This window comes from Anaerolineae bacterium (assembly GCA_013178015.1).
GTDB lineage: Bacteria > Chloroflexota > Anaerolineae > DRVO01 > DRVO01 > Ch71.
Map to the genome: position 1 here is coordinate 57,071 of JABLXR010000011.1, position 22,464 is coordinate 79,534.

The following is a 22,464-nucleotide window of genomic DNA, read 5'->3' on the forward strand; positions in this document are numbered from 1 at the left end:
CCCCCCGGACCGAGCCAGTTCCTAGGAGCGATACGTCTGAGGCGCGCCCGTTCCGACGCGCCTAGACTGGGGCGTTCATGCCCCACGCACTGGCTCCTTGGGCGGCACGGGCAACAAGACGCGGACCACAGTGCCCTCGCCCGGTCGGCTCTCCACCTCGATGCGCCCCCGATGCGCCTCCACGATGGTCTTGCTGATGTATAGCCCCAGGCCCGTTCCCCCGATGCTCTCGTTGATGGCGTTGCGACCGCGATGAAAACGTTCGAACAGGTGAGGCAGATCCTCGGGGGCGATGCCGATGCCGGTGTCGCGCACCAGAACCTCCAGCCACTCACCCTCATGGGAGGCAGACAAGGTCACCGACCCACCTTGAGGGGTGTACTTGATGGCGTTGCTGAGCAGATTGCCGAGAACTTGCTCCAGTCGCCGGGGGTCGCCCAGCATGGCAGGTAGCTCGGCAGGCAAGTCCGCATCCAGGTGCACGCCCTGTTGGTCGGCCCTGGGCCGCAGCCGCTCCATCGCTCCCTGGGCTAGTCTGACCAAGTCCACTCGGGCGTGCTCCAGGTCCAGCTTGTCCGCCTCCATCCGGGAGACGTCCAGAATGTCGTCGATGAGCCAACGGAGCCGCTCACCGCTGTCGTAGACCGTCTGCAAGAACTCCTGCTGCACCGGACTGAGGGCGCCCGCGCCCCCGGACAGGAGCAGCTCGGTGTATCCCATGACCGAGGCCAGGGGGGTGCGCAGTTCGTGGGAGGTGTTGGCGATGAAGTCCACCTTCAGCTTCTCCAGCCGTCGGCGCTCCCACTCCACCAGCTTCTGCGTCGTAATGTCCCGAGCAGCGATCACCGTGAGGAGCAGCCGTCCTTCCTGGTCCCGGACGGGCTGCAAGGAACAGTCCAGCACCGTCACCGTTCCACTATCCCGTGCCCGCAGCTCGACTTCTAGGCCGGAGAAAGCCTCCCCTTTGAGGGCATCGGTCAACGGCCATTCCTGCAGCGGAAGCGGCTCGCCGGAGGGGTAGTGGAGGCTGAAGGACCGATCCAGAAGCTCGACCAAAGTCCTCTCCTTCAGGCTATCTTCGTCCCAGCCGGTCAACCTCTCGGCGGCGGCGTTCATCAGCACTACAAAGCCTTCCGGGTCGGCCGCAACCACCGCATCGCCAATGGATCGCAAGGTGACCGCCAACTGCTCCCGCTCCAACTCCAAATCCTGGGCCAACGCCAGGAGTTCAGTCCGCCGGGCCTCCAGCTGGTCGTTGACCCGGCGCAGCTCGGTGATGTCAGTAGAGGTTGCCACGGCCCCCAGGAGCCGGCCGTCCGCAGTGAGGATCGGGGCCGCGCTGTTGGAGACCCAGACGGTACTGCCATCCGGTTGCTCGATTCCCATGACCAAGGATCTGACCGTCTCTTCCCGGAGAGCCCGAGCAGCAGGAAGGGCCTCCGGGGTCAAGGTGCGCCCCTCCGACGTCCTGAGCCTGAGCGCGGGGCCCCTCTCCGCTATGGTCTGCCTCGCTTCCACCTCGGAGTATCCGCTGAGTCGGCGGGCGGCGGCGTTCATGCGCACGATCCTGCCTTCAGGGTCATAGACCCACACGCCATCGGCGATAGACTCCAGGATGGCCTCCGTCTCGCGGGTGCGGGCTTCTGCCTCAGCACGCGCCTCGATGTGGCGCAAGCCCAGCGAAGCCACGGCTGCCAGCTGTGACAAGGCGGCCTCATCCTCTTCGGTGAACTCGCCATTCAGGCTATCCGAGACCAGGATCACGCCGTTGGGCCGACCGGAGGCGTCCACAGTCCGCGCCCCCAACAGCCCGCGCAGGGGCGGATGCCCCTCGGGCAGCCCCCACCAGTCTGGATGTGACCGCAGCTCCTGATCGGTTAGCCGGAGTGACGGCACCTCGGTCAGCAACCGCCGGTAGACCCCACCCCTCTCCATGCAGAAGACATTGCTGGTGGAGCAGAGAGTGAACTCCCCAGTCTGAGATGAAACGCCAACCCCGAAGGTACCATCCCGGTAGCCGTGACCGGCTGCCCCCACCCCGGCGCCGGTAAGCTCACAGGCCCCGTAAGTCACCTGATGCAGCAGCCCCTCGAACGTGGTCTCCGCCAGGACCCGCCGGGAGATCCTCACCAGGGCCTGCAGGCGGCCGAAGTGCCGCTCTCGGGCCTGCTCGATCGCCTTGCGATCGCTAACGTCCCGCCCATACAGGTTGACATACCCAGCCCGGGTGAAGGGCACCAGTTCCAGCTCGAAGTGACGGCCCTCGACGTGCATCTCCAGCATGCGGTTCTGTCCCGACCCCAGAGAGGCGCTGAGCTGTTCCCGCCACTCCTCCGGGAGTACCTCACCCTGCGCCCGTCCCCAGGCCGAGAGTATCGGCCGGCTGGCCGGGTTCGCGTAGAGTATGGTTCCATCGGAGCCCACTCGCAGAACCGGCTGTGGGTTCTCTCGGGGGAAACGGGCCAGGCTTTCGATCTCGCGCTCTGCCTGCATCCTATCGCTGATGTCGCGGATGGTGAGGATGGCCAGGTAAGGGACCCCGGCGGAATCGCGCACGTGGGTGCCCGCATAGGAGTAAGCCTTCTCCCTGCCAGTCACGCGGTCCTTTAGCAGGACTTTGCAGCGGGGGAAAGTCTCCCCACGGATGGCTCGAGACAGGGGCCATTCCTCCAGAGGCATGGGTCGCCCGTCAGCGTAGAAGAGGTCGAACTGGTCCACATATCGGCTCAAGTGCTTCCGGGCCTCGTCCACGCTGCCGAACCCATGCAGGCGCAGCGCGGCGGGGTTCATCTCCAGGATGTTTCCCTCCAGGTCCGCCACCACCAGGCCATCGGTGATGCTGGCGAAGATGGCTTCCCTGTGAGCCTCCAACTCGAGGTAGGTAGCGCAATACCCATCGACGCCTGCCTCATCGCGCAAGGCGTGCAGAAGCACCTCCACCCGCACTCGAGATCCATCGCGCCGGGTCACTTCCTTCCGGTAACACTGAGGCTGGCCGGCACTGATGAATGCGGCCATAGCCCGGGCCTCGGCATCCCGATACTCCCCCGGCGTGAGCGCTTCCGCCAGGCGGTCCCCGCTAATCTCACCTGGCTCGTAGCCCAGGAGCCTCATCAGGGCCGCATTCGCCCGAACAGCCCCGCCGCCAACTCGGCCGGCAGCACTGGGTTGGGACGACCGCTCAATCGCCTCAGGCAGCCCTGAGTCGGTGGGGGTTCTACCGCCTAACGTTGGGTGCTTCACTGAACTGGCTCCTCACACCAAGCCGGATCGCCTCGACCCCGCTCCGCCTCTGTGCGCGATCAGACCCACAGCATAGCAGCATGTGGATTGTCAGTATAGCTGTCAGCGTCTGAATACGCCCTTCTGCTGGGAACTCGCCCTCAGCAAGCGGAAGCGATCGCCACCCCTGCCTGAGCCAGGAAGCTCTCCACCACGGCGGCGGCGTTCGCAGTGGGAGTCTCTGGCTGGAGAGCTTTGGCCGGGCCAAGGATGTAGCCCCCGCCGCGTCCCATCTCATGACACAGGCGATTCACTTCCGCCCGAATCGAGGCGGGGGTGCCGAAAGGAATGGTAGACTGGGAGCCCAGGCCGCCCCAGAAAGCGATACGGTCGCCATACTGCCGCTTGAGCTCATAGGGGTCCATGGCCTCGGGCTGGACGCTCTCCAGACAGTCGAGCCCGATCTCGATCAGGTCGGGCAGTACCTCGGCCACGTTGCCGCAGCAGTGGCTCAGGGCATACTTGCCAGCATCGTGAACCCGGCGGTACAGCCGGGCCAGGCGCGGCTTGATGAACCGGCGCCAACGCTCGGCGCCCAGCAGCACGCCCCGTTGGTAGCCCCAGTCGTCGCTGAAGCGGATACCGTCTATAGGCAGCTCCAGCACCCGGTCGAGCAAGTCCAGCTGGTGCCGAGCGACGCGCTCCACCAACTCGTCGTAGAAGTCCGGATCCGCGGCGGCGTCCATGAGGGCGTCGTTGAACCCCCGCAGGGTCCAGGTGCGCTCGAAGAGGCCGAAGCCGATTCCGGCGTAGACGAAGTAACGTTCCCGGAGGCTCTCGGCCGCCCGGCGAGACGCCTCGAGGTGGCCCGGAGGGAAGACCTGATCCATGGTGGGAAAGTGATAGCCTTCAAGGCTGGGCTCTCGCAGGGCCGGCTCCTCCAGGTGCACCGGACGACGGTCCGTCCTCCACAGGGTACCGTGCAAGTCGCGGACCAGGGGACCGCTCGCGGGGTCCGGCGTGCCCAGGTCAGCGCCCGGCACGGCACGCAGGTGGTTGTCCACCCACTGACGCCAACGGGCACTTCCGTAGTGGGTGTCGAGGCGCTCGGCGACGTCGCCCTCGAAGTCCAGGGTGTAGGGAACGTAGGGCGTCTCTTCATGCTGCAGTTGGGCGATGACCATCTCACGTGGGGTCATAGACGATGCTCTCCTCCAGTCTGAGCTTGTGTAAGCCTCCGCCTGTCACTCAGCCGGCGGCCGTCGGGCACCTGGAGACGCCTCGCAGAGGCAGAATCCATGCCTGCACCAAGAAAGCACCCTCTACGAAGCCTCATCCATCACGTCCTGCATAACGATCCTCTCCGCCAAGTCCATGCTCCACTCCTCCTGCACCGGTCCCAGGATATTGTTGTACCTGTCTATGGCGACCCGATCCACATCCCGGCCCTCGGCCACCGCTTTGATGAGTTCGGCCATGTAGAGGAAGTTGCGCACCGGGATGTCGGGTGGGACGCCGTGATCCACCATGGGGATGTAGCCGCCCAGCTCCAGCAGTTCCGGCACCTTGCTCATGACCTCCTCCTTCACCCGAGCGAAGTCGAACCGCAACTCGCGCTTGTCGATGCCGCCGAAGTGGACGATGTTCTTGCCGAAGCGCTTGCGGTACTCGAGGGGATCATTGCCGGCAGCAATCTCGGTGGGCCAGGAGCCGTCGAAGCCCACCTCGATCCAGATGGGGATGAGCTCGCTCACGTGCCCATCGCTGTCCACCACGATGTTCTTCACTCCCACCCGGCGGAAGGCGTCGTTGATGCGGCGGTAGTGGGGAGCCATGAAACGGTGGACCATGGCAGGCGAGATCATGGAGGCAGTCTTGTAGGCCATGTCCTCGCTGATGATGACGAAGTCAATCTCCAGCTCGGCGACGCCCGGCTGCTGGAAGGTGGCGATGGTGAAGTCGGCCACGAACTCGAACATCTCCTCCACGAAGGCCGGGTCATCCAGGAACATGGTGCACAGGCCCTCGAACCCCACCCAGTCGCGCACCCGCCAGAACGGTCCGTAGACGGTGGCGCGCAGCACGTGACTGCGCGGTGGCCGGTTGGCGGCCACGAAGCCCGGCCAGTCGTCGCCGAAGCGCCCCGGAGCTTCAGGCAGGTAGCGCTTCGTCATCTCCCTGAAGTCGGCCCGGGTCTTCACCGGGAAGTCGAGCCAGGTGCGGGTGACGAAGCCGGGGGTGAGCGGGTTCTTTTGATCCAGCCGGGTGGTTCCCAGCTCGTCTATCCAGACGCGCTTGTCGCCCCGCACCTCGAGGGTGACCTCGTCGAACCGAGGCAGTGGAAGCATATCTATGGGCACGCCTCGCCAGTCATCGTACTCCATGGCCCGGTGCAGGTCGGCATCTCGCTTCAGCCCCTGGTAGTACCAGGCGGCCATGGTGGCCTGACGGGGACCGCCAAAGGCATAGGGGACGCGGTCGGGGCAGCCGAAGCGCATGGTCTCCAGGAAGCGCTCTCTATCGGTCAAGCCAGAATCCTCCTCGGTGCGGATGGCGCCATGATAGCCCTGCCCAGGCCGCTCTCCAAACCGACCCCTGCGCCAGCTCTGGCACGATTCTTGCACCGTACGTGCTAGCTCTATCCGCTTTCACATTCCAGCTTGGGCTCGACGTCATGCAGTGGCCTCAAGGGAGCGCGCTATCTCGCCCGTGTGTCCGTGCTCGGTGACGGAGCTGGCGTTCCCGAAGACGCGATTGGGATCGGAAAGGCTGGCGGAGCGATGACAGCGCCACAAGCGGCCATCAGACGTCTCCGGTCGTGCGCTTGAGTGTTTGCGTCACCCCTAGGGGGCGATTGTCAGGGGGAACGGGATGACCTTCACAGCGGCACAAGTGGGCGAGTTCCTTGGGGCCTCATCGTCTGTGGTGCTTCGCTGCGTCGACGCTTGCCGGGCTCAGCTGAGCCCGCTGGCGGGCGCCGATGGGGCCCGGTTCACAGCAGAGGACGTGGACGTGATCGCCCGGCACCTGGCCCAGGAGCAGTCCGGGTTCCTGGTGATGCTGGTCTGTGCCTGGTGCGGGCGAGAGCTGGGCTTAAGGAAAGGCTACGCTCGCGCCGGCGTCAGCCACGGCGTCTGCCCCGACTGCGCCCGGCAACTCATGCGGGACTACGAGCAGGCACGCGCCCTGGCCGGCTAACGCGCGACCCGGGGGAAGCACCTGCGGGTACCCGCCGGCCAGGTTGCCTGAGAGTACGGTTGCGGCACCGAGCAGTGCCTCCGCCGCTCCAGCACCCAATATCACCAGAGAGGGGCGGCGCCGCGCTGCCGGGGCTTGCCCCAACCTAGTCCTGCCCACTCCCCAGAGCCCCTGCCGAGTACAGGATAATGTCCACCGCCTGATCCACCGATAGCCAGCTGGTATTCAGGGTGAGGTGATACAGGCAGGGCTTCTGCCAGTCCTCCGCGTAGTAGCGGCGGATGTAGTGAGCCCGCTCCTCGTCTAGCGCGTGCACTCGGTCGGCAGCCTCCGATTCGCTCAGCCCCTCCGCCTGTGCCGTACGTCGTATGCGGTCCGCTACCGTAGCGCAGATGTGCACGTGCAGGACGCCCGGGCGCCCCGCCAGAGCGCACTGAGCCCCCCGGCCCACGATCACCGAATCCGGGTAGTGCTCCAGAACTCGCTCCAGCACCTGACTCATCAGATCTACGTAGGCCTGGTCGGTGGCCACCGCCTGACGCAGCAGCGAGTCCTCATCCCCTACGCTACCGGGACGGGGTGGGACGTAGCGGGGCCACGGCTGCAGCCCAGCGGAGATGGGTCCCGCGATGGCGTCCACGATGCGCCTGGCCAGGCCGGGCATCTCCTTCTGCTCCAGCGCCGGGGAGGGCCGGAGGGGAGCAGGCCCCGGGACCGGCAAGCCAGCGAACTGGAAGGCCATGTCGAGCAGCTCACGGTCGAGGTAGCGCCCACCAAGCCGGTCGGCGACGCGATGTCCGATCTCGGTGCCCAACGCTCCGTGCTCGCGCGATACCGTGACGGCGACCATTCCGCACCTCCTTGCCCCTAGCAGTCCACACTTGCTGGTATCCGGAAGGCTGTTAGGTCAGTCACTGGAGGCAGGACCCACCCCTGGGGTCGGAGGTCCCGCCGGGACGGAATTGAGCCCGCGTACCGCCATTGCTCGCCATTGTAGCGCTTTCGGCCGCGTCCATCCAGCGACAAGGCCGCGGGGGGTGCATCTCAGAATGAGACCATTGTGGGACCCACATGGCAGGGGCGAACCTCGTGTTCGCCCTCGGTCCTAGGCATCGAAGCGCAGTTGCCGGGGTGATGCCGATCTGCCCAACGGCGCATCTCGGACGGTAACGCTGCGTAGGGGCGAACCTCGTGTTCGCCCTCGACTCTCGCTCGCGTTCGCCCTCGGCCCGCAGATGAGACGCACTGCTCGTCGGGTTGGCTCCGCGCCTGGGGACGCGGACTCCTCGGGTGAGGACTGGGCGCGATGGCGTGGCCCTCGGCTCCGGCTCGTACCTTGTCCCCCGATCGAGACGCGCCCGGCCGCGAGAGCCCGCCTTCACCACCGCTCGTAAGAGACCAGTTCCTCCAATGACTTGCGTTGCTTGGGCTTGGGGCTGTCGGCCGGGTAGCCCAGGGGAGTGAAGGCGATGGGCTCCACTCCCTCGGGCAGGCCCAGCACCTGGCGGGCCTCTACCGGGTGAAAGGCGCCGATCCAGCAGGTGCCCAGGCCCAGGTCGGCCGCCGCCAGGGTGAGATGGTCGAAGGCGATGGCGGCATCCACGTCAGTGTAGCTCTTACCGTCGCTGCTCCGGGTCCATCCCTTGTCGGGCACGCCGCAGATGGCGATGACCAAAGGTGCCTGGACGAACCAATCGCGTCCGTAGACGCGGCGCAGTTCCTCTTCTCGCCCTCGGGTGTGGATCACCACCAGGCGGAAGGGCTGCCGATTGGCCGCCGTGGGGGCCAGGCGGGCTGCCTCCAACACCTGGTGCAGCACGTCATCAGGCACAGGGTCGGGCTTGTATGCCCGTACGCTGTAACGCTTCCGGGCTAACTCGATGAATCCCATGGAGTGCTCCTTTACTTGATGGCGCGAGTCGCCGCGGTGGGCGACGCCCTCAGCCCAAGCCTTCTCCCACGGAGTGGGAGAGAGGCGGAAGAGCCCAGCTTCGCATCCCGGCGGGTGAGGACCCCCCACTACTTCAGGAACAACTCGATCACCGGCACGACAACCGGCGGCTTCTGCACCGGCAGCTGCAGGGTGAGCGTATCCCGGCCCACTCCGCCCATGGTGGTGTTCTGAGCTTGCTGGTGGGGGTCAATCTCCACCATCCGGATCTCGGAGGCGTCGTTGAGCAATTGGGCATACTCCACCCGCCCCGCCAGCCCGTCCAGGTGCACGTGCCGGAAGGGCCAGGCGAACAGGTGCAGGTAGAGTCGCTTGCCGTTCTGGGTGTAGCGGCAGTCCGGCGGTGGGGTGAACTCGCTGGCGGTGCAGCCATAGATGGCCCGACCGTGTAGCCGGGTCCACTCCCCGATGCCCCGCAGGCGGTCAATGGCCTTGGGCTCGAACTCGCCCCGGGCGTTAGGACCCACGTTGAGGAGCAGGTTACCCCCCTTAGAGACGGTGTCCACCAGCATCTGCACCAGCATGTCGGTGGACTTCCAGTCCAGGTTGTCCCGATCGTAGCCCCAACTGCCGTTCAGTGTCTGGCACGCCTCCCAGAGCACCGGCTTGCCGTCCACCGTGAGCCAGCCCCGGGGCTGATACTGCTCAGGGGTCTTGATGTCGCCCCCGATTTCCAGCCGGTCGTTGACGATGATCCCCGGCTGCAGCTCGCGCACCATCTTCATTAGGCGCTCCGAGTCCCAGTCCTCCTTGCCCTTGCCCCTGGACCAGCCCCAGTCTCGGCTGGAATAGGAGAAGTCGAACCACATGATGTCAATGGGGCCGAACTGGGTGAGGAGCTCGCGGGTCTGGCCGTGGAGGTAGGCCCGGTACTTGGCGATGTCGCGGTCCTTGTTGGCCTCCCGGAACTCGAGGTCGTCTCGCATGGGGTGCAGTCCGTCAATGGGGAACTCGGGGTGATGCCAGTCTATGAGCGAGTGGTAGAAGCCCACCTTGAGCCCCTGCTCGCGGAAGGCGTTCACCATGGGGTGGAGCAGGTCACGCTTGGCGGGGGTGTTGGTGGCCTTGTAGTCGGTGAGGGCGGAATCCCAGAGGCAGAAGCCGTCGTGATGCTTGCTGGTGACCACCAGGTACTTCATGCCCGCGTTCTTGGCCTCCTGGGCCCAGACCGCGGGGTCGTAGAGGTCGGGGTCGAAGTGGTCGAAGTACTTCTGGTACTCCTCGTCGCTGATCTTCTCGCGGTTCTTCACCCACTCGTGGCGGGCAGCGGCGGAGTAGATACCCCAATGGATGAAGAGCCCGAAGCGGTCGTGGATGAACCAGCCGGTGTCGGCGCCGGAGGGCGACGTCTGTGCCATGAGTGACCTCCTGGGCGGGATGTGAGGGCAAGATAGCCCAACGCAGCGGGCTGTCAAGGTAACCGGTGGCAAGAGACCGGGAGGTGCGCGACGCCTGCGGGCTCTCGCTCGTGCAGGACACTGGGCCCATTGCTGGAGGCAGGGCGAGGCCTCAGGCGGCCTTTCCTGTGCCTGGCAGGCTAGGAGCCGGCCGTCAGCGCCAGCGGCAAGTACACGAGGCCCGGCCGCACGGGGTGCCACGCCCCATCGTAGTAGTGCTTCAGCGAGACCCACTGCGGAACGACGTCGCCCTTCTGGTCGAAGCCCTCGTGGAAGCCCACCACTCCCTGATAGTTCGCGGTGGCGGCGATGGCATCCCTGATGGCCTCGGAGTCCAGGCTGTCGGCCCGATCAAGGGCGGCGACGACTATGTCGGCCGCGTCGTAGGCCAAGGCGCCCCAGGAGTCCGCCTCGTCCCCGAAGTGGGCGAACTCCGCTGCCTGATACAGAGCGTCGAACTCCACGTAGCCCGGCATGCCGGCGGTGCTCCGTCCCCAGATCCCCACGAAGTCCCCTTCGGCGGCCGGGCCAGCCCCGGCGGGGTAGAGGGTGACGTCCGCCTCCATCGAGTCCCAGGCCACGGCGGAGATGCCCACGCCGTGCAGGAGGCTGCTCATGGTGCCGGCCCGCTTGGCCTGCGAGTCGGCGAAGTAGACCGCCTCCGGGTCCTCGCTCACCAGGGCTGCCAGGACGTGAGCGGGGTCCGATGCGGGATCCACCACGCGGATCCCGGTGATGGTGCCTCCCACCCTGGCGAACCTCGTCGTGACAGGCGTCAACCGAGCCATCTTGAGCCAGCTCCCACCATCTGTGAGTCGCGTCACCGCGACTGTGAGATGGCGGCACGCGATGCGGTGACACCGCATGGCAGAGAGCGCCACCAGCGAGGGTCGAGCTGCACCACCGGAAGCCCAGGGCACCGGCGCCCCCCTGGAGACCGTACCCCACACCCTGGAACCTATCCCCCCGTAACCTCTCCCCCGGTCTAGGTTTCGCCCCGGATCGCCGGCGCGAGGCGCGCCCCGACTACTCGCCCTCGCCTCGCGCCACCTCGGCCAGAACCGCCCTTACCTGTGATGCCACTCTTGGGAGATCCTTGCGTACGACGTCCCACACTACCTCGTAGTTGATGCCGAAGTAGTGGTGCACGATCCTGTCCCGCATGCCGGCCATGGCCTGCCAGGGAATGTGAGCGTGACCGGTTCGGAGGCCGCTAGACAGCTTCTTGGTCGCCTCGCCGATCACCTGGATGTTGCGCAACACAGCATCTTGCACCATAGGCCGCGCCAAGAAGTCTTCGTAAGTGAGGCCCTCGGTGTAGGCGGCCACTCGCTCAGAGGCCTCGAGGATGTCGGCCAGATAGCTGCTATCTCGCCGCAGTCTCGACATCAAGCAGGTCCTCCAGAATGCTTTCAGCCACGAGTTGGCGATAGGGCTTGCGGCTGGTGCGGTGCAGGGAGTCGAAGGTGGCTAAGTCCACGCGGCGCCCTAGCTTCTCTTCCAGGTAGCAGGCCAGCTGCACGAACTCCAGCCCGAGCGGCCGGGATAGCTCCACGAGGATATCCACGTCGCTCTCCTCGGTCTGCTCTCCTCGGGCAAAGGAGCCATACAGCGCCAGCCGCACGACTCCGAACCGTTCCCGCAGGCACGGCATCTCGTCCTGAAGGGCCCGGATCATCTCCGCCTTCGAGGCCACCCGGGTCTCGGCGCTTGGCACCTCATCCCTCCATCTGCTTGCTCTGCCCCTCTGAGAGGGCCGCCACTGCGAATATACGTCACAGACCGGGAGCACGCCAGAGGCCAGACGGGGAGAGGGGGAGACGCGGAGACGGGGAGAGGGGGAGACGCGGAGACTCGTCAGTCACTGCCCTGTCTCCCCTCTCCGCGTCTCCGTGTCTCCGTGTCCCCCCCTCTCCGCGTCTCCCTGTCTCCCCTTCTCCCCGTCGTGAGGTATAATGCGCTCGGGGATGGCCTGCCATCGCTCCCGAGGAGGACACATGAACCCGAGTGGCGACTTGGCCCCTGGGGCGCCGGCCCTGGCTGCCGGTGCCTGCCGGGAGGAGCGACTGGCACAGTCGCTCGCCTCTTTGCTGCCGGCGCTGGCCGCTCTCATCCTCGGCGTCTGGCTCCACTTGTGCTCCGACATCGGCAACGGTAGGCTCATCGTCCTCGCCAGCGCCTTCACGGCGGTGCTGGCGGCCGCCGCCTACCTCCACCACCGCCGCCCTCGCGGGTCGGCCCTAGCCCTGATCGCCGGATCGGCCGCCACCTCGTTGACCGCCATCTACCTCCTGCCCGAGCCGGCGACGGCTAGCCTGCCGCTCTTCCCTCCTCTGCTCGCCGGCCTGCTCCTGGGCCCGGCCGCCGGGCTGGGCGTGGGCGCCGTCCTGGCTGCCGGCTTCCTTTTCCTGCCCTTTGAGGGCTATTCGGCCTCGTGGATGGCCTACACGGCGGCCGGCGGCGGCGTGTTGACCTGCGTTGGCTTGCGGCCCTGGCAGGAGCTGCTCGAACTCTCCTATCGGAGAGGCTCGGAGGCCAGAGTCCTGGTGGAGCAGCTGCGCGACAACCAGGGCAAGCTCAACCGCACCATTAGAGCCCTGGACACAGCCTACCGTCTGCTGGAGAGCAGCAACCACGCCCTGGCCCTGGCGCGCCAGGAGGCGGAGCACCTGCGCCAGCTCAAGTCCCGCTTCGCCGCCAGCCTCAGCCACGAGCTCCGCACTCCCCTGAACATCATCCTGGGCTTCAGCGAGCTCCTCTACCGCAATCCCGGCTTCTACGGCATGGGCCAGTGGAGCGACGGCCTGCGACGCGACCTGGCCCAGATTCAGCGCAATGCCGGCTATCTCTCCAGCCTGCTGGACGACATCCTAGACCTGGCCCGGCTGGATGCCAACGCCATGCCAGTTCGCCGGGAGTACTCCGACCTCGCCCGGGTGCTGGAGGGAGCCCTTCGAGGGGTGGAGAGCCTGGCCGAGGAGAAGGATATCCTGATCGAGCGGGACTGGGAGCCACAGCTGCCTTCTGTCTACATAGACGAGACTCGCATCCGGCAAGTGCTCTACAACCTGCTCAGCAACGCCATCCGCGTCACCGCGCACGGCCGGGTTCTGGTGTCGGCCAGGCGTCAGCCTCAGCAGGTGGTGGTCTCGGTGAGCGACGAGGGCCCGGGAATACCGGCTGAGGCCCTGGAGTGGATCTTCGACGAGTACCGTCAGCTGGATGGTTCCGCCGTTCAGGCGGAGCGAGGCAAAGGCCTAGGGCTGGCCATCGCCCGCCAGTTCGTGCACCTCCACGGGGGTCGCATCTGGGCGGAGAACCGGCCCGAGGGCGGGGCCACCATCTCCTTCACCATTCCGCTCCAGGACCTGCCCAGCGGGCGGCTGGGTCGGGCGCAGGCCCTCCCTCTGCCCAGGTCGCGCCTCAAGCCCAGGTTGGTGGTGCTGGCCCACGCCGAATCCGCCCTCACCTACCTTCGGCGCCGGCTGGAGGGGTACGACCTGGTGGCAGTAGAGGGCGCCGCCCAGCTGGCGGACCAGTGGGAGGCGCTGCGCCCCGCCGCCGTGATCGAGACGGTAGCGCCGGGGGGTCTGCAGGAGCCACTCACCCTCAGCCTCCCAGAGCCCGTGCCCCACATCCGCTTCACCCTGCCCGGGCCCCACAAGGTCCTGGACGGGGCCGGCTTCGACGCCGTGCTCACCAAGCCGATGACGTCCGAGAGGCTGCTGGAGGCGTTGGATGGGGGAGCGAACGGCAGACGCACCCTGATCGTGGACGACGACCGGGGCTTCGTCCAGCTGGTGCGCCGCATGCTGGAAGCATCGGGAGACGCCGACGAGGTCCTCACCGCCTATAGCGGCGCCGAGGCCATCCGGCTGGCCCGCAGGCACTGCCCCGACATAGTCTTGCTCGACCTGGTGATGCCCGGCATGAGCGGGCTGGAAGTGCTGCACGCCCTGCGCGAGATGCCGGAGCTGGCGCACACTCGCATACTGGCCGTGACCGCGGCCGTCTCCGGAGACGAGGCCCAAGCCCCGGCCAGCTTCTCCGTGTGGGGTCGAAGCGAGTTCCAGGAGGACTACTTGTTGGGGCTGCTCGGAGCTGCCCTCAGCAGTCATCTGCCGGAGCCGGACGCGGCGCCAGGCAGTCCCCCAGCGCCCGCAGCAGATGGGCCCGCGAGACCGGCTTGGTGAGGTAGGCGTTCGCCCCCAGCGAGCCAGCCAGGCTGGGGTCCTCCAGAACAGAGCACACCAGGAGGGGGATATCGCGGGTGTCCTCGTGCTGCCGCAGGCCCTTGATGATGCTCCAGCCGTCCAGGCCGGGCATGAGGATATCCAGCACGATGACGTCGGGGCGGGTGCGGCGGGCGATCTCGAGGGCTAGGGTGGGGTTGGGCACCGAGGAGACCCGCCACCGGCCCCCGGAGAGATAGCGGCGGTACAGCTCCACCGCGCCTGGGTTGTCCTCCACGATGAGCACCGAGGCCGGTTGGCCCCGCCGCAGCTCCAGCCGCACCTCTACCTGCCCGTCGTCGCGGCGGTCGAGGCGGTGGGCCAGGCGCTGCGATGCTGCCATCACCAAGGCCGTATCCACGATGTCCTGTCCCGCACCTAGCGCGAAGACCAGGCCGAGAGAGCAGGTGGATTCGTCGCTCTGCACCTCCACCCGGACCAAGCCACCGGGGGAGCTCTGCACGGCACCGCTCAGGAGTTGCACCAGGACCTGCTTGAGGATGGCCCGGTCGGCCAGGACTAGCGGGCCGGGCTCGACCTCGGCTTGCGGAAGGTGGAGCGACACCCCCAGGCGGTCCGCCAGGCCCCCCACCAGATCCGCCACCTCTTGCAGCAGAGCGCCCAGCTGCACCTCGCCGGCGGCGGCGGGAAGGGCGGCCAGCTCGTCGCTGAGCAGCCCCCGGCGGGAGGGCTCGGCCTCCTCGCCCTGAGCCTGCAGCCAGGACGCCAGGACCTGGGCCAGCTTCTCCTCTGCCTCGGCCAGGTCCCGGTAGACCTGCCGGCGGCTGAGGGAGAGCTCGCGCATGACCTGGGGCAGGGTGAGGTTCTCCACGTAGCGCAGGGAGAGGAGGTCGTAGAAGCGGGACTCGGGGGAACCGAAGGGGACCGAGCGGGCGGGCCGGAGCACCTCGATGGCCTCCAGGAAGAGGGCCCGGGCGCGCTCGGCCCGCTCGTCCAGCCGGCCGATGTCGGCCAGGCGGGAGAAGCGCGTCACCAGGTCGCAGTGGGCCAGCTGGACATTGTCGTAGAGGGCCTCGAGGGCTTGGTGAACCTGGTCTCGCGAGAGAGGCTCGTCTCTTTCCACGATGCCCTAGCCTCGTAGCAGCGCTCCAAGCTTGCGCAGTACCTCGGCCACCGTCGCTGGCGGAAGTACACCGATGCGCTCCGCCCGTCGGGCTCGCCAGTCCAGGCACTTCACCTGGTCGGCCAAGATGACTCCGGTCACTGGGAGGCCGGGAGGTATGGCCACCTCAAACGGGTAGCCCTTGACTTGGTTGGTGATGGGGCAGAGGAGGGCCAGCCCGACCCTACCGTTATAGGCCGCCGGCGAGATTACCACAGCGGGGCGCCTGCCTGCCTGTTCGTGCCCGGCCTGAGGGCTGAAGCTGAGCCACACGATGTCGCCGCGGCCGGGGACGTCTGGGCTGGCGCTCACCACGCTTCCTTGCCGACTGCAGGACCGGTGTCAATCTCAGAGTGCAGGTTCTCATCGGTCACCTGCGCCAGGAGCTTCTCCAGGGAGAGCTCGGAGGCGGGAGCGGCCACCAGAGCGCCGTCCACCACGGACAGCTCGACAAGCGCGTCCTCCTCCAGCCCGACCTCATCGGCGAGCGGCTTCGGAATACGCAACGCCAAGCTGTTGCCCCACCTCTTGATCCGGGTCTCCACTACGGAAACCTCCACAGGACGTATCTACAATGATGATACGCTTCTGGCCGATGTTCGGCAAGCGAGCGCTTCCACTGCCCCTTCCGGCAACTGCTCGCTTACCTCTTCACCCACGGTCGCCTCCTGCTCTGGTTGTCGCCCCCGCCGCCGGCGTGCCGTCAATCCCGGTTCCGGGTTGGTGTCGGGGTGGGATATCATGAGCGTCAGAGACAGTTTCTGCTTTGCCGGGGGAGGCGATTGTCGTGAAACTGCTGTTGCAGCGCATCTCCGTGGACCCGAACGTGTGCTTCGGGAAGCCGTGCATTCGTGGCACCCGCATCTGGGTTTCCCTCATTCTTGACCTCCTCGCCTCCGGAATGAGCATGGAAGAGGTCCTGGAGGAGTATCCCCAGCTCACGGTGGAGGACATCCGTGCCGCCATCGCCTACGGGGCAGAGATGTCGCGGGAAAGGTACGTTGACATTCCGGTCGAGACCATTCCATGAGGCTCAAGCTCGACGAGAACCTGGGCAGGCGCACGCAATCCCTCATCCGCCGTGCCGGGCACGATGTCAAGACTGTATGGCAGGAGCGGTTGTAGGGAGCACCTGACCAGTACCTCTATGACATCTGCCGTGCCGAGCGACGTTGTCTAGTGACTCTGGACCGGGACTTCGCCGATGTAGTGCGCTTTCCGCCAGGCCGGATAGGAAGCATCGTGGTCATACGGCCACCAACGAACCCAAGCCTACCGTTGCTGGAAGGACTCACGCGCCAGCTTCTGCACGCTCTGGACACGATGCCAATCGAGAACAACCTCTGGATAGTGGAAGCTGGGCGCATAGGAGTACATGAAGGAGGAACGGCGGATCGCGGTCTTGAGCAGTGAGTCCCGCAGCGAAGAGACCGCGGTACAAGCATGGCACAACTGTGGCACGGCTGGCTATGGAGAGTAGTGCTGGGAACGGGTAGTATGGCTGTGTCTGGGTCGGGCAGCGGGCCGGCCCATGGCGTTGGGCTTTCTACTCTACGCTGAGCACATGCTGGTTGCCGCGGCTGCGGTGCTCGCACAGACTCTTGGACTGAGCTGATGGAGTCGGTTGGTGGGCATGGCCGGTGCGCACGGGTCGCGTGTTGGGCTAGGTGTTAGCTTGTTAAGCACGGCACAGAAGGGGATGCGTGTATGCGCGTGTATGTGATGACCGATCTTGAGGGCACTGCAGGGGTGCTCTCGGCCGACGACTATATCTTCAGGGGCTCATGCTACCTGCCACTGGCACGCCGGTTGGCCACTCAGGAAGTGAATGCAGCCGTGGAGGGGGCACTGGAGGCGGGGGCCACGGAGGTGCTGGTGATGGATGGCCACGGGGTAGGCGGTCTGGATTGGCGTTTCATACACCCGCGGGCCCAGCTTCTCGCTGGCCGCCCTCTGGACTACCCCTTTGGCCTCACTAGTGACTTCGACGCTGTCATGTTCGTCGGCCAGCACGCCATGTCCAACACCGACGGTGGTCACCTGTGCCACACCGGCTCTTTTGCCATTGAGGAGCAAGTCCTTAACGGGATCGCCATCGGGGAGCTGGCCGAATTCATGATGTGCGCCTCGTGTCTAGACGTGCCCGTGGTTACGGTGACCGGGGATGCAGCCGCGTGCGCCGAGGCAACGTGCCTCGTACCCGAGATCCAGACGGCGGCCGTGAAGGTGGGTATCAGGCGCGGGTCTGCCTCCGGTCTGACAGAGGACGAAAACCGGCTCTACAATGGAGCCGCCGTGCACCTCAGTCCAGCCGCGGCGCGCGAGGCTATCCGGGAGGCGGCTAGGCGGGGCCTCAGCGGCCGACTCGAGATGGGCCTGTACTGGGTCGGACCCCCGTATGAGATGGTATATCGTTACCGCGCAAGGCGGCACGGTCGGCCGCCAGATCTGGTGAGCCGTGGCCGTGACTACATGGCCGTGCTCAACAGGGCCGGCCAGTCACTGTGATGCGCTGCAGGAGAGTCGGAGTTGGCTGCAGCACCGACACCGATAGGGTCGCCGATAGACACCGCGACTGGACGTCGCATCTTGTGCGAGGAGGAGGTCGGAGATGGGCACTATCAGACTGACGCGGAGACAGGCACTTCGTGGGATGCTGGCCATCGGGGGAGGAGCAGCCCTGATGACGGCTTGCTCGGGCACCACGAGCACGGTGTCGACGACTGGCACCGCCGCTGAGACTCCCGCCGCAGGCGAGCCGGCGGCGGCGGCAGAAGCGATCGCGCTGAGACTGATGGCTTGGGAGGGCGGTATTGGCAACACCAAGGAGATCAACGAGATCACTCTGCCGGCGTTCATGGACCATAACCCGACCATCAAGGTCAAGTTCGAGGCTCCACCGTGGGACGAGTATTGGACGAAGTTCCAGACGCTCGCCGCATCGGGCGACCTCCCTGATGTCTATAGCGAAAGCATCGCTTACGGCTGGGATCATGCCAACCAGGGGATAGCCCTCAACCTTCAGCCTTTCATCGACGCTACTCTCAATACCGACGACTACTACATGGAGATGCATCTCAACGGTCTGCGATACCCGAGCATGCTGCACGGCGACCTCTATGCCTTCCCAGTCCGTTGGGTCGGGGCTCTGCTCTTCTACAACAAGGATATCTTCGATGCAGTGGGTGCCGCGTACCCCGACGACACCTGGACCTATGATGATATGCTCAATGCTGCACAGACGCTTACCAAGGTTGAGGGCGGCAAGACGGTACAGTGGGGCATGGACCCGCTCGTCACCGACATGCTGCTTGACCCGATGATCAAGGCCAATGGTGGCTCGGTCGTGAGCGACGACTATCGGCGCTGCACTATAACCGAGCCCGTAGCGATCGAGTCAATACAGTGGTCCGTCGATACTATCCAAACGCACAAGGTTGCGCCCTCGCCCGCAACCAAGAAGGGCTTCGCCCAGGGCACCTTTGCTTCTCAAGTTGTGGCGATGGCCGTTTCGGGCAGTTGGGATTGCGATACGTGGAGGGAGGCGGACTTTGCATGGGACGTGACCTACATCCCCAAAGGCAAGGTGAGCCGCAAGATGGGCGACGGCCCAGACAGCCTAGGGATTTACAAGGCAAGCACGAACAAGGAAGCGGCCTGGAAGCTGGTCGAGTATTGGGTCTCCGAGGAGAATCAGATGCGCATGGGCGAACTGCCACTGGGCTGCGTGCCTTTCCTTCGCAAGGCAGCGGAGTCGCCCGCGTTTCTGGATCGCCCAGGTAGTCCGAGTGGTCTGAGGGCACTTCTAGACATGGCACCTGACTCTACTTCAGATTACGGACCTCAGTGGATGGAGTGGCGCGCGACGATCATGCGCAATGAACTCGACCTAGCCTTTCTAGGCGAGCGCTCAGTTGAGGAGTCGGTGCAGGCGGCCTGTGTGGGCGTCGACCAGGTGCTAGCAAGCATCGAGTGGCCCGATTGATTGGCGGCACCTACTACCCTTGGGGTCGGCTTCGACCCCAAGGGCCCCTATGCCTACCTAGGCGACTGGAGGTAGTTAGTGGCAACAGGGCCAGCCCCTCTCGGGGCCCTCACTCGTTCGCCTGGCGCTGAGGGCCGCCGCCGCGGGCTCAGCCAATTGCTGGCGGCGCTGCCGTTCCTCCTGCCCACTATGATCGGCTTCTTCGTCTTCATCGCCGGTCCGGTGCTGGCCGCCTTCATCCTCGGCTTCACCAAGTGGGACCTGTTCACCTCTCCCACCTGGGTGGGACTGGGCAACTACGGTCAGATGGCTCAGATGCCTCTGTTCTGGAGGACGGTCCGCAACACATTCCAGTACACGATTCTTTACCTGGCTCCTGGAGTCATTCTGCCGCTGCTGGTGGCCATCTTCATGAACCAGCGGGCCCGTGCCATAAGCATCTATCGCAGTGTGTTCTTCCTCCCCGTAGTCACCTCCACGGTGGCGGTAGCCCTGGTGTGGTTCTGGCTGTACAATCCCGAGTTTGGCGCCATCAACTACTTCCTGGCGCTGGTGGGCATCAAGGGGCCTATGTGGCTGGCGAGCCCCAGGACCGCCATGATTTCCATCGTTATCATGAGCGTGTGGAAGGGCCTCGGCTACACCATGGTCATCTACCTGGCCGGGCTTCAGGGGGTACCTGCCGAGCTCTGCGAAGCGGCCGCCATTGACGGCGCTACCCGCTGGCGCCGTCATCTGCACGTTACCCTGCCCCTCATGACTCCCACGATCTTCTTCGTAGTGGTAACCACGGTGATGGGCTCGCTGCAGGTCTTCGAGCAAACTTACATTCTCACTCAGGGTGGGCCGGCTTACTCCACCACCACGCTCTCCTGGTATATCTACGTCCAGGCCTTCCAGTGGCTGCACATGGGGTTCGGCTGCGCCCTGGCCTATGTCCTCTTCTTCATCATCATGGTGCTGACTCTGATCCAATTCCGCCTACAGAAGGCCTGGGTGTTCTATGGCTAGAGGAGGACCATGCCGATGACCGCCCGTGCCCAACTCGGACCACGAGCGACACTCAAGGGACCTTCGGCCTGGGAGACGCTGCGCAAGGTGCTCCGGCCGGTGGTGGTGCACGGGTTCCTGATCCTGGCCAGCCTGATCATGGCCTTACCCTTCATCTGGATGGTACTGAGCTCACTCAAGGCTCAGCCCGAGATCTTCATTTTCCCGCCGCGCTGGCTCCCCAAGACGCCTCTGTGGAGCAACTACATTGAGGTGACCAAGGCCATGCCCTTCACTTGGTTCACCTACAACAGCCTCAAGATCGCCGTGTTGACCGTCCTGGGACAGATCCTTTCGGCCTCCCTGGCAGCGTATGCCTTTGCCCGGCTCCGTTTTCCGGGCCGGGAGGTGATGTTCCTCACTTGGCTGGGCTGCATGATGATCCCCGGCCAGGTGACCCTCATCCCCCAGTTCATCCTCTTCCGATCCTTCGGGTGGCTGGATACACACCTGCCTCTGGTGATCCCCAGCTTTTTCGGCTCCGCCTTCGGTACGTTCCTGCTGCGCCAGTTCTTCATGACCATTCCCATGGAACTGGAAGACGCCGCCATCGTGGACGGCTGCACCCGCTTCCGCATCTACTGGAACATCATGATGCCGCTGGCCAAGCCGGCTTTAGCCACCTTAGCCGTGTTCACCTTCATGGGCAGTTGGAACAGCTTGCTAGAGCCGGTTGTGTATCTTACTACCTACAGGAAACTGACCCTGCCGGTCGGACTTGCTTTCTTCCGAGGGCAATACACCACCAACTGGGCCCTTCTCATGGCCGGAGCCACCCTCAGCGTCGTCCCCATCATCGCCCTATACATCTTCGCCCAGAAGTACTTCGTCCAGGGCGTGGTCATGAGCGGCATCAAGGGGTAGACTAGCCCCATCCCTTTCTGGAGCCCGTCCCATGCTCGCTGGCTTCGCCAAGACCGACATCACCCCACCCGCAGGCACCACCCTCACCGGCTACCTGGCCCGGCTCGGGCCCGCCGAGGGCGTGCACGACCCCCTCTTCTGCCGAGCCCTCGTCCTGGGCCAGGGCGTGGACCAGGCCGCCCTCATCGTGGCCGACACCCTCGGCTTCGGCATCGAGTACACCCGCCAAGTCAAAGACGCCATCGCCCAGGCCGCCGGCATCGCCCCCGAGCGCATCATCCTGGCCGCCACCCACACCCACGCCGGCCCGGCCAGCGTCTTCCTCCAGGGCTGCGGCGACCTGGCCCTCGACTGGCTGGAAGGCTTCCCGGCCCAGGCCGTGTCAGCGGTGCAGGCTGCTCAGGCCGGCCTCACTGAGGTCAGCGTGCACTTCGCCTCGGTGGACGTGCCCGACGTGGCCATCAACCGGCGCGATCCGGAGAACGGCCCCGTGGACGAAGAGCTGTCCGCCGTCTGGTTCCAGGACGCCACAGGCCGGGTGAAGGGCGCGCTTATGCACTTCACCTGCCACGCCGTGGTCATGGACGCCGACAACCGCCTCATCTCCGCCGACTACCCTGGCGCCGCCTGCCGCCAACTCGAGGAACTCATCGGCGCGCCGGCCATGTTCGTGCAGGGCCCCTGTGGCGACATCAACCCGGCCCATCGCCACTCCTTCGAGGCGGTGGACGGCTCTGGGGCCAAGCTGGCCCGGGCCGCAGCAGAGCTCATACGAGGTGGCGGAACGCCCATCGAAGTCGGTGAGCCGGCCGTGCAGTCCACCACTCTGGCCCTGCCCCTCATGGCCCCGCCACCGTACGGGCAGCTGCTGAGCTTCCGGCGCGAGCATGCGTCCGCCGCAGCGACGGCCGAGGCCGCAGGCGAGGCCATCAGGGCGAAGATGCACCGGGCCATGGTCTACTGGGCCGACCTGACCATCGGCGGAGTGTGCTCGGGCTTGCTGCAGGGCGAAGTCACCGTCGAAGCCGAGTGCCTGCGGCTGGGCGACATCCTACTCGTGACCAGCCCGGGGGAGCTGTTCGTGGAGTTCGGGCTGGAGGCGAAGCGGCGAGCTCGCCAGGGAGGCAAGCGGGCCATGGTGGTGGCCTACGCCAACGCCGACATCGGCTACATCCCTACGGCCTCGAGCTACGCCAAGGGCGGCTACGAGGTGGAGTGGGCCCACAAGTACTATGGCTATCCTGGCCCCCTGGCCCCCGAGGCGGGCGAGATGGTGGGGCAGGCGTTGGCTCAGTTCATCGGTTAGCGACGGCCCGCACGGGCTGAAGCCACGTGCTAGAGCTGCAAAGCCGGCCCTCCGGCCGGCTAGTGAGTGAGCCCGCCGAAGGGCGGGCTTGGCCTAGGTAGCCGGGGGCTTCAGCCCCCGCTGCATCTCCCGGCAC

Annotated in this window: 20 protein-coding genes and 1 pseudogene; 9 read left to right on the plus strand and 12 right to left on the minus strand. The window is 65.7% G+C overall.

The genetic code is table 11. The annotated features are described in order from the left end of the window. Positions 1-75: 75 nt before the first annotated feature. The 3 genes from HPY83_05770 to HPY83_05780 all read right to left on the minus strand — a co-directional run bounded on the left by HPY83_05770 (position 76) and on the right by HPY83_05780 (position 5,750). Entirely contained in the window at positions 76-3,243 is a 3,168-nt protein-coding gene (locus HPY83_05770) for a PAS domain S-box protein (protein ID NPV07460.1), read from the minus strand. 140 nt (positions 3,244-3,383) lie between these two features. Further along, complete coding sequence (locus HPY83_05775) at positions 3,384-4,421, minus strand: hypothetical protein (GenBank protein ID NPV07461.1); 1,038 nt, start codon at positions 4,419-4,421, stop codon at positions 3,384-3,386. 123 nt (positions 4,422-4,544) lie between these two features. Next, positions 4,545-5,750, minus strand: a complete 1,206-nt coding sequence (locus HPY83_05780) for a hypothetical protein (GenBank protein NPV07462.1) — start codon at positions 5,748-5,750, stop codon at positions 4,545-4,547. Positions 5,751-6,093: 343 nt separating this feature from the next. Between HPY83_05780 and HPY83_05785 the strand changes: the two genes are divergently transcribed. Beyond that, complete coding sequence (locus HPY83_05785; protein ID NPV07463.1) at positions 6,094-6,420, plus strand: hypothetical protein; 327 nt, start codon at positions 6,094-6,096, stop codon at positions 6,418-6,420. Between the two features lie 145 nt (positions 6,421-6,565). Here HPY83_05785 and HPY83_05790 read toward each other — a convergent pair whose 3' ends face one another. From HPY83_05790 to HPY83_05815, 6 genes are all read right to left on the minus strand, one after another. Continuing rightward, positions 6,566-7,270, minus strand: coding sequence for a cytidylate kinase-like family protein (locus HPY83_05790; protein NPV07464.1), 705 nt, complete (start codon positions 7,268-7,270; stop codon positions 6,566-6,568). A gap of 528 nt (positions 7,271-7,798) precedes the next feature. Further along, positions 7,799-8,311 (minus strand): nitroreductase, encoded by a 513-nt coding sequence (locus HPY83_05795; protein NPV07465.1) that lies wholly within the window; start codon positions 8,309-8,311, stop codon positions 7,799-7,801. Positions 8,312-8,439: 128 nt separating this feature from the next. Continuing rightward, a complete protein-coding gene (locus HPY83_05800; protein ID NPV07466.1) occupies positions 8,440-9,729 on the minus strand; it encodes an alpha-L-fucosidase in 1,290 nt (429 codons plus the stop codon). A 179-nt stretch (positions 9,730-9,908) separates the two neighbouring features. Then, entirely contained in the window at positions 9,909-10,556 is a 648-nt protein-coding gene (locus HPY83_05805; GenBank protein ID NPV07467.1) for an ABC transporter substrate-binding protein, read from the minus strand. Between the two features lie 238 nt (positions 10,557-10,794). Next, a complete protein-coding gene (locus tag HPY83_05810) occupies positions 10,795-11,157 on the minus strand; it encodes a DUF86 domain-containing protein (GenBank protein NPV07468.1) in 363 nt (120 codons plus the stop codon). Continuing rightward, the gene (locus tag HPY83_05815) at positions 11,135-11,446 is read right to left on the minus strand and encodes a nucleotidyltransferase family protein (protein ID NPV07469.1); all 312 of its coding nucleotides are present in this window, start codon (positions 11,444-11,446) and stop codon (positions 11,135-11,137) included. The genes HPY83_05810 and HPY83_05815 overlap by 23 nt, the downstream gene beginning before the upstream one ends. Positions 11,447-11,765: 319 nt before the next feature. On the opposite strand from HPY83_05815, the gene HPY83_05820 reads away from it, so the two are divergent. Beyond that, a complete protein-coding gene (locus HPY83_05820; GenBank protein NPV07470.1) occupies positions 11,766-13,961 on the plus strand; it encodes a hybrid sensor histidine kinase/response regulator in 2,196 nt (731 codons plus the stop codon). On the opposite strand, the gene HPY83_05825 is transcribed toward HPY83_05820, so the two are convergent. The 3 genes from HPY83_05825 to HPY83_05835 are packed head-to-tail and all read right to left on the minus strand — an operon-like array spanning position 13,876 to position 15,668. Further along, positions 13,876-15,084 carry a response regulator gene (locus HPY83_05825; GenBank protein NPV07471.1) on the minus strand — a complete coding sequence of 403 codons (1,209 nt, stop codon included), beginning with the start codon at positions 15,082-15,084 and terminating at the stop codon, positions 13,876-13,878. The genes HPY83_05820 and HPY83_05825 overlap by 86 nt on opposite strands. A 6-nt stretch (positions 15,085-15,090) precedes the next feature. Then, entirely contained in the window at positions 15,091-15,435 is a 345-nt protein-coding gene (mazF, locus tag HPY83_05830; protein NPV07472.1) for an endoribonuclease MazF, read from the minus strand. Next, a complete protein-coding gene (locus HPY83_05835) occupies positions 15,432-15,668 on the minus strand; it encodes an AbrB/MazE/SpoVT family DNA-binding domain-containing protein (protein NPV07473.1) in 237 nt (78 codons plus the stop codon). The genes mazF and HPY83_05835 overlap by 4 nt, the downstream gene beginning before the upstream one ends. A 236-nt stretch (positions 15,669-15,904) precedes the next feature. On the opposite strand from HPY83_05835, the gene HPY83_05840 reads away from it, so the two are divergent. The 7 genes and pseudogenes from HPY83_05840 to HPY83_05870 all read left to right on the plus strand — a co-directional run bounded on the left by HPY83_05840 (position 15,905) and on the right by HPY83_05870 (position 22,328). Next, positions 15,905-16,153, plus strand: a complete 249-nt coding sequence (locus tag HPY83_05840) for a DUF433 domain-containing protein (protein NPV07474.1) — start codon at positions 15,905-15,907, stop codon at positions 16,151-16,153. Further along, positions 16,150-16,536, plus strand: a pseudogene (locus HPY83_05845) (DUF5615 family PIN-like protein). Before HPY83_05840 ends, HPY83_05845 begins: the two are co-directional and overlap by 4 nt. A gap of 294 nt (positions 16,537-16,830) precedes the next feature. Continuing rightward, positions 16,831-17,631, plus strand: coding sequence for a hypothetical protein (locus HPY83_05850; GenBank protein NPV07475.1), 801 nt, complete (start codon positions 16,831-16,833; stop codon positions 17,629-17,631). Between the two features lie 103 nt (positions 17,632-17,734). Next, positions 17,735-19,108 carry a sugar ABC transporter substrate-binding protein gene (locus HPY83_05855; protein NPV07476.1) on the plus strand — a complete coding sequence of 458 codons (1,374 nt, stop codon included), beginning with the start codon at positions 17,735-17,737 and terminating at the stop codon, positions 19,106-19,108. Between the two features lie 78 nt (positions 19,109-19,186). After that, positions 19,187-20,119 carry a sugar ABC transporter permease gene (locus HPY83_05860; protein NPV07477.1) on the plus strand — a complete coding sequence of 311 codons (933 nt, stop codon included), beginning with the start codon at positions 19,187-19,189 and terminating at the stop codon, positions 20,117-20,119. Positions 20,120-20,134: 15 nt separating this feature from the next. After that, a complete protein-coding gene (locus HPY83_05865; protein NPV07478.1) occupies positions 20,135-21,022 on the plus strand; it encodes a carbohydrate ABC transporter permease in 888 nt (295 codons plus the stop codon). A 31-nt stretch (positions 21,023-21,053) separates the two neighbouring features. Continuing rightward, positions 21,054-22,328, plus strand: coding sequence for a hypothetical protein (locus HPY83_05870; GenBank protein NPV07479.1), 1,275 nt, complete (start codon positions 21,054-21,056; stop codon positions 22,326-22,328). The last annotated feature ends 136 nt before the right edge of the window (positions 22,329-22,464 follow it).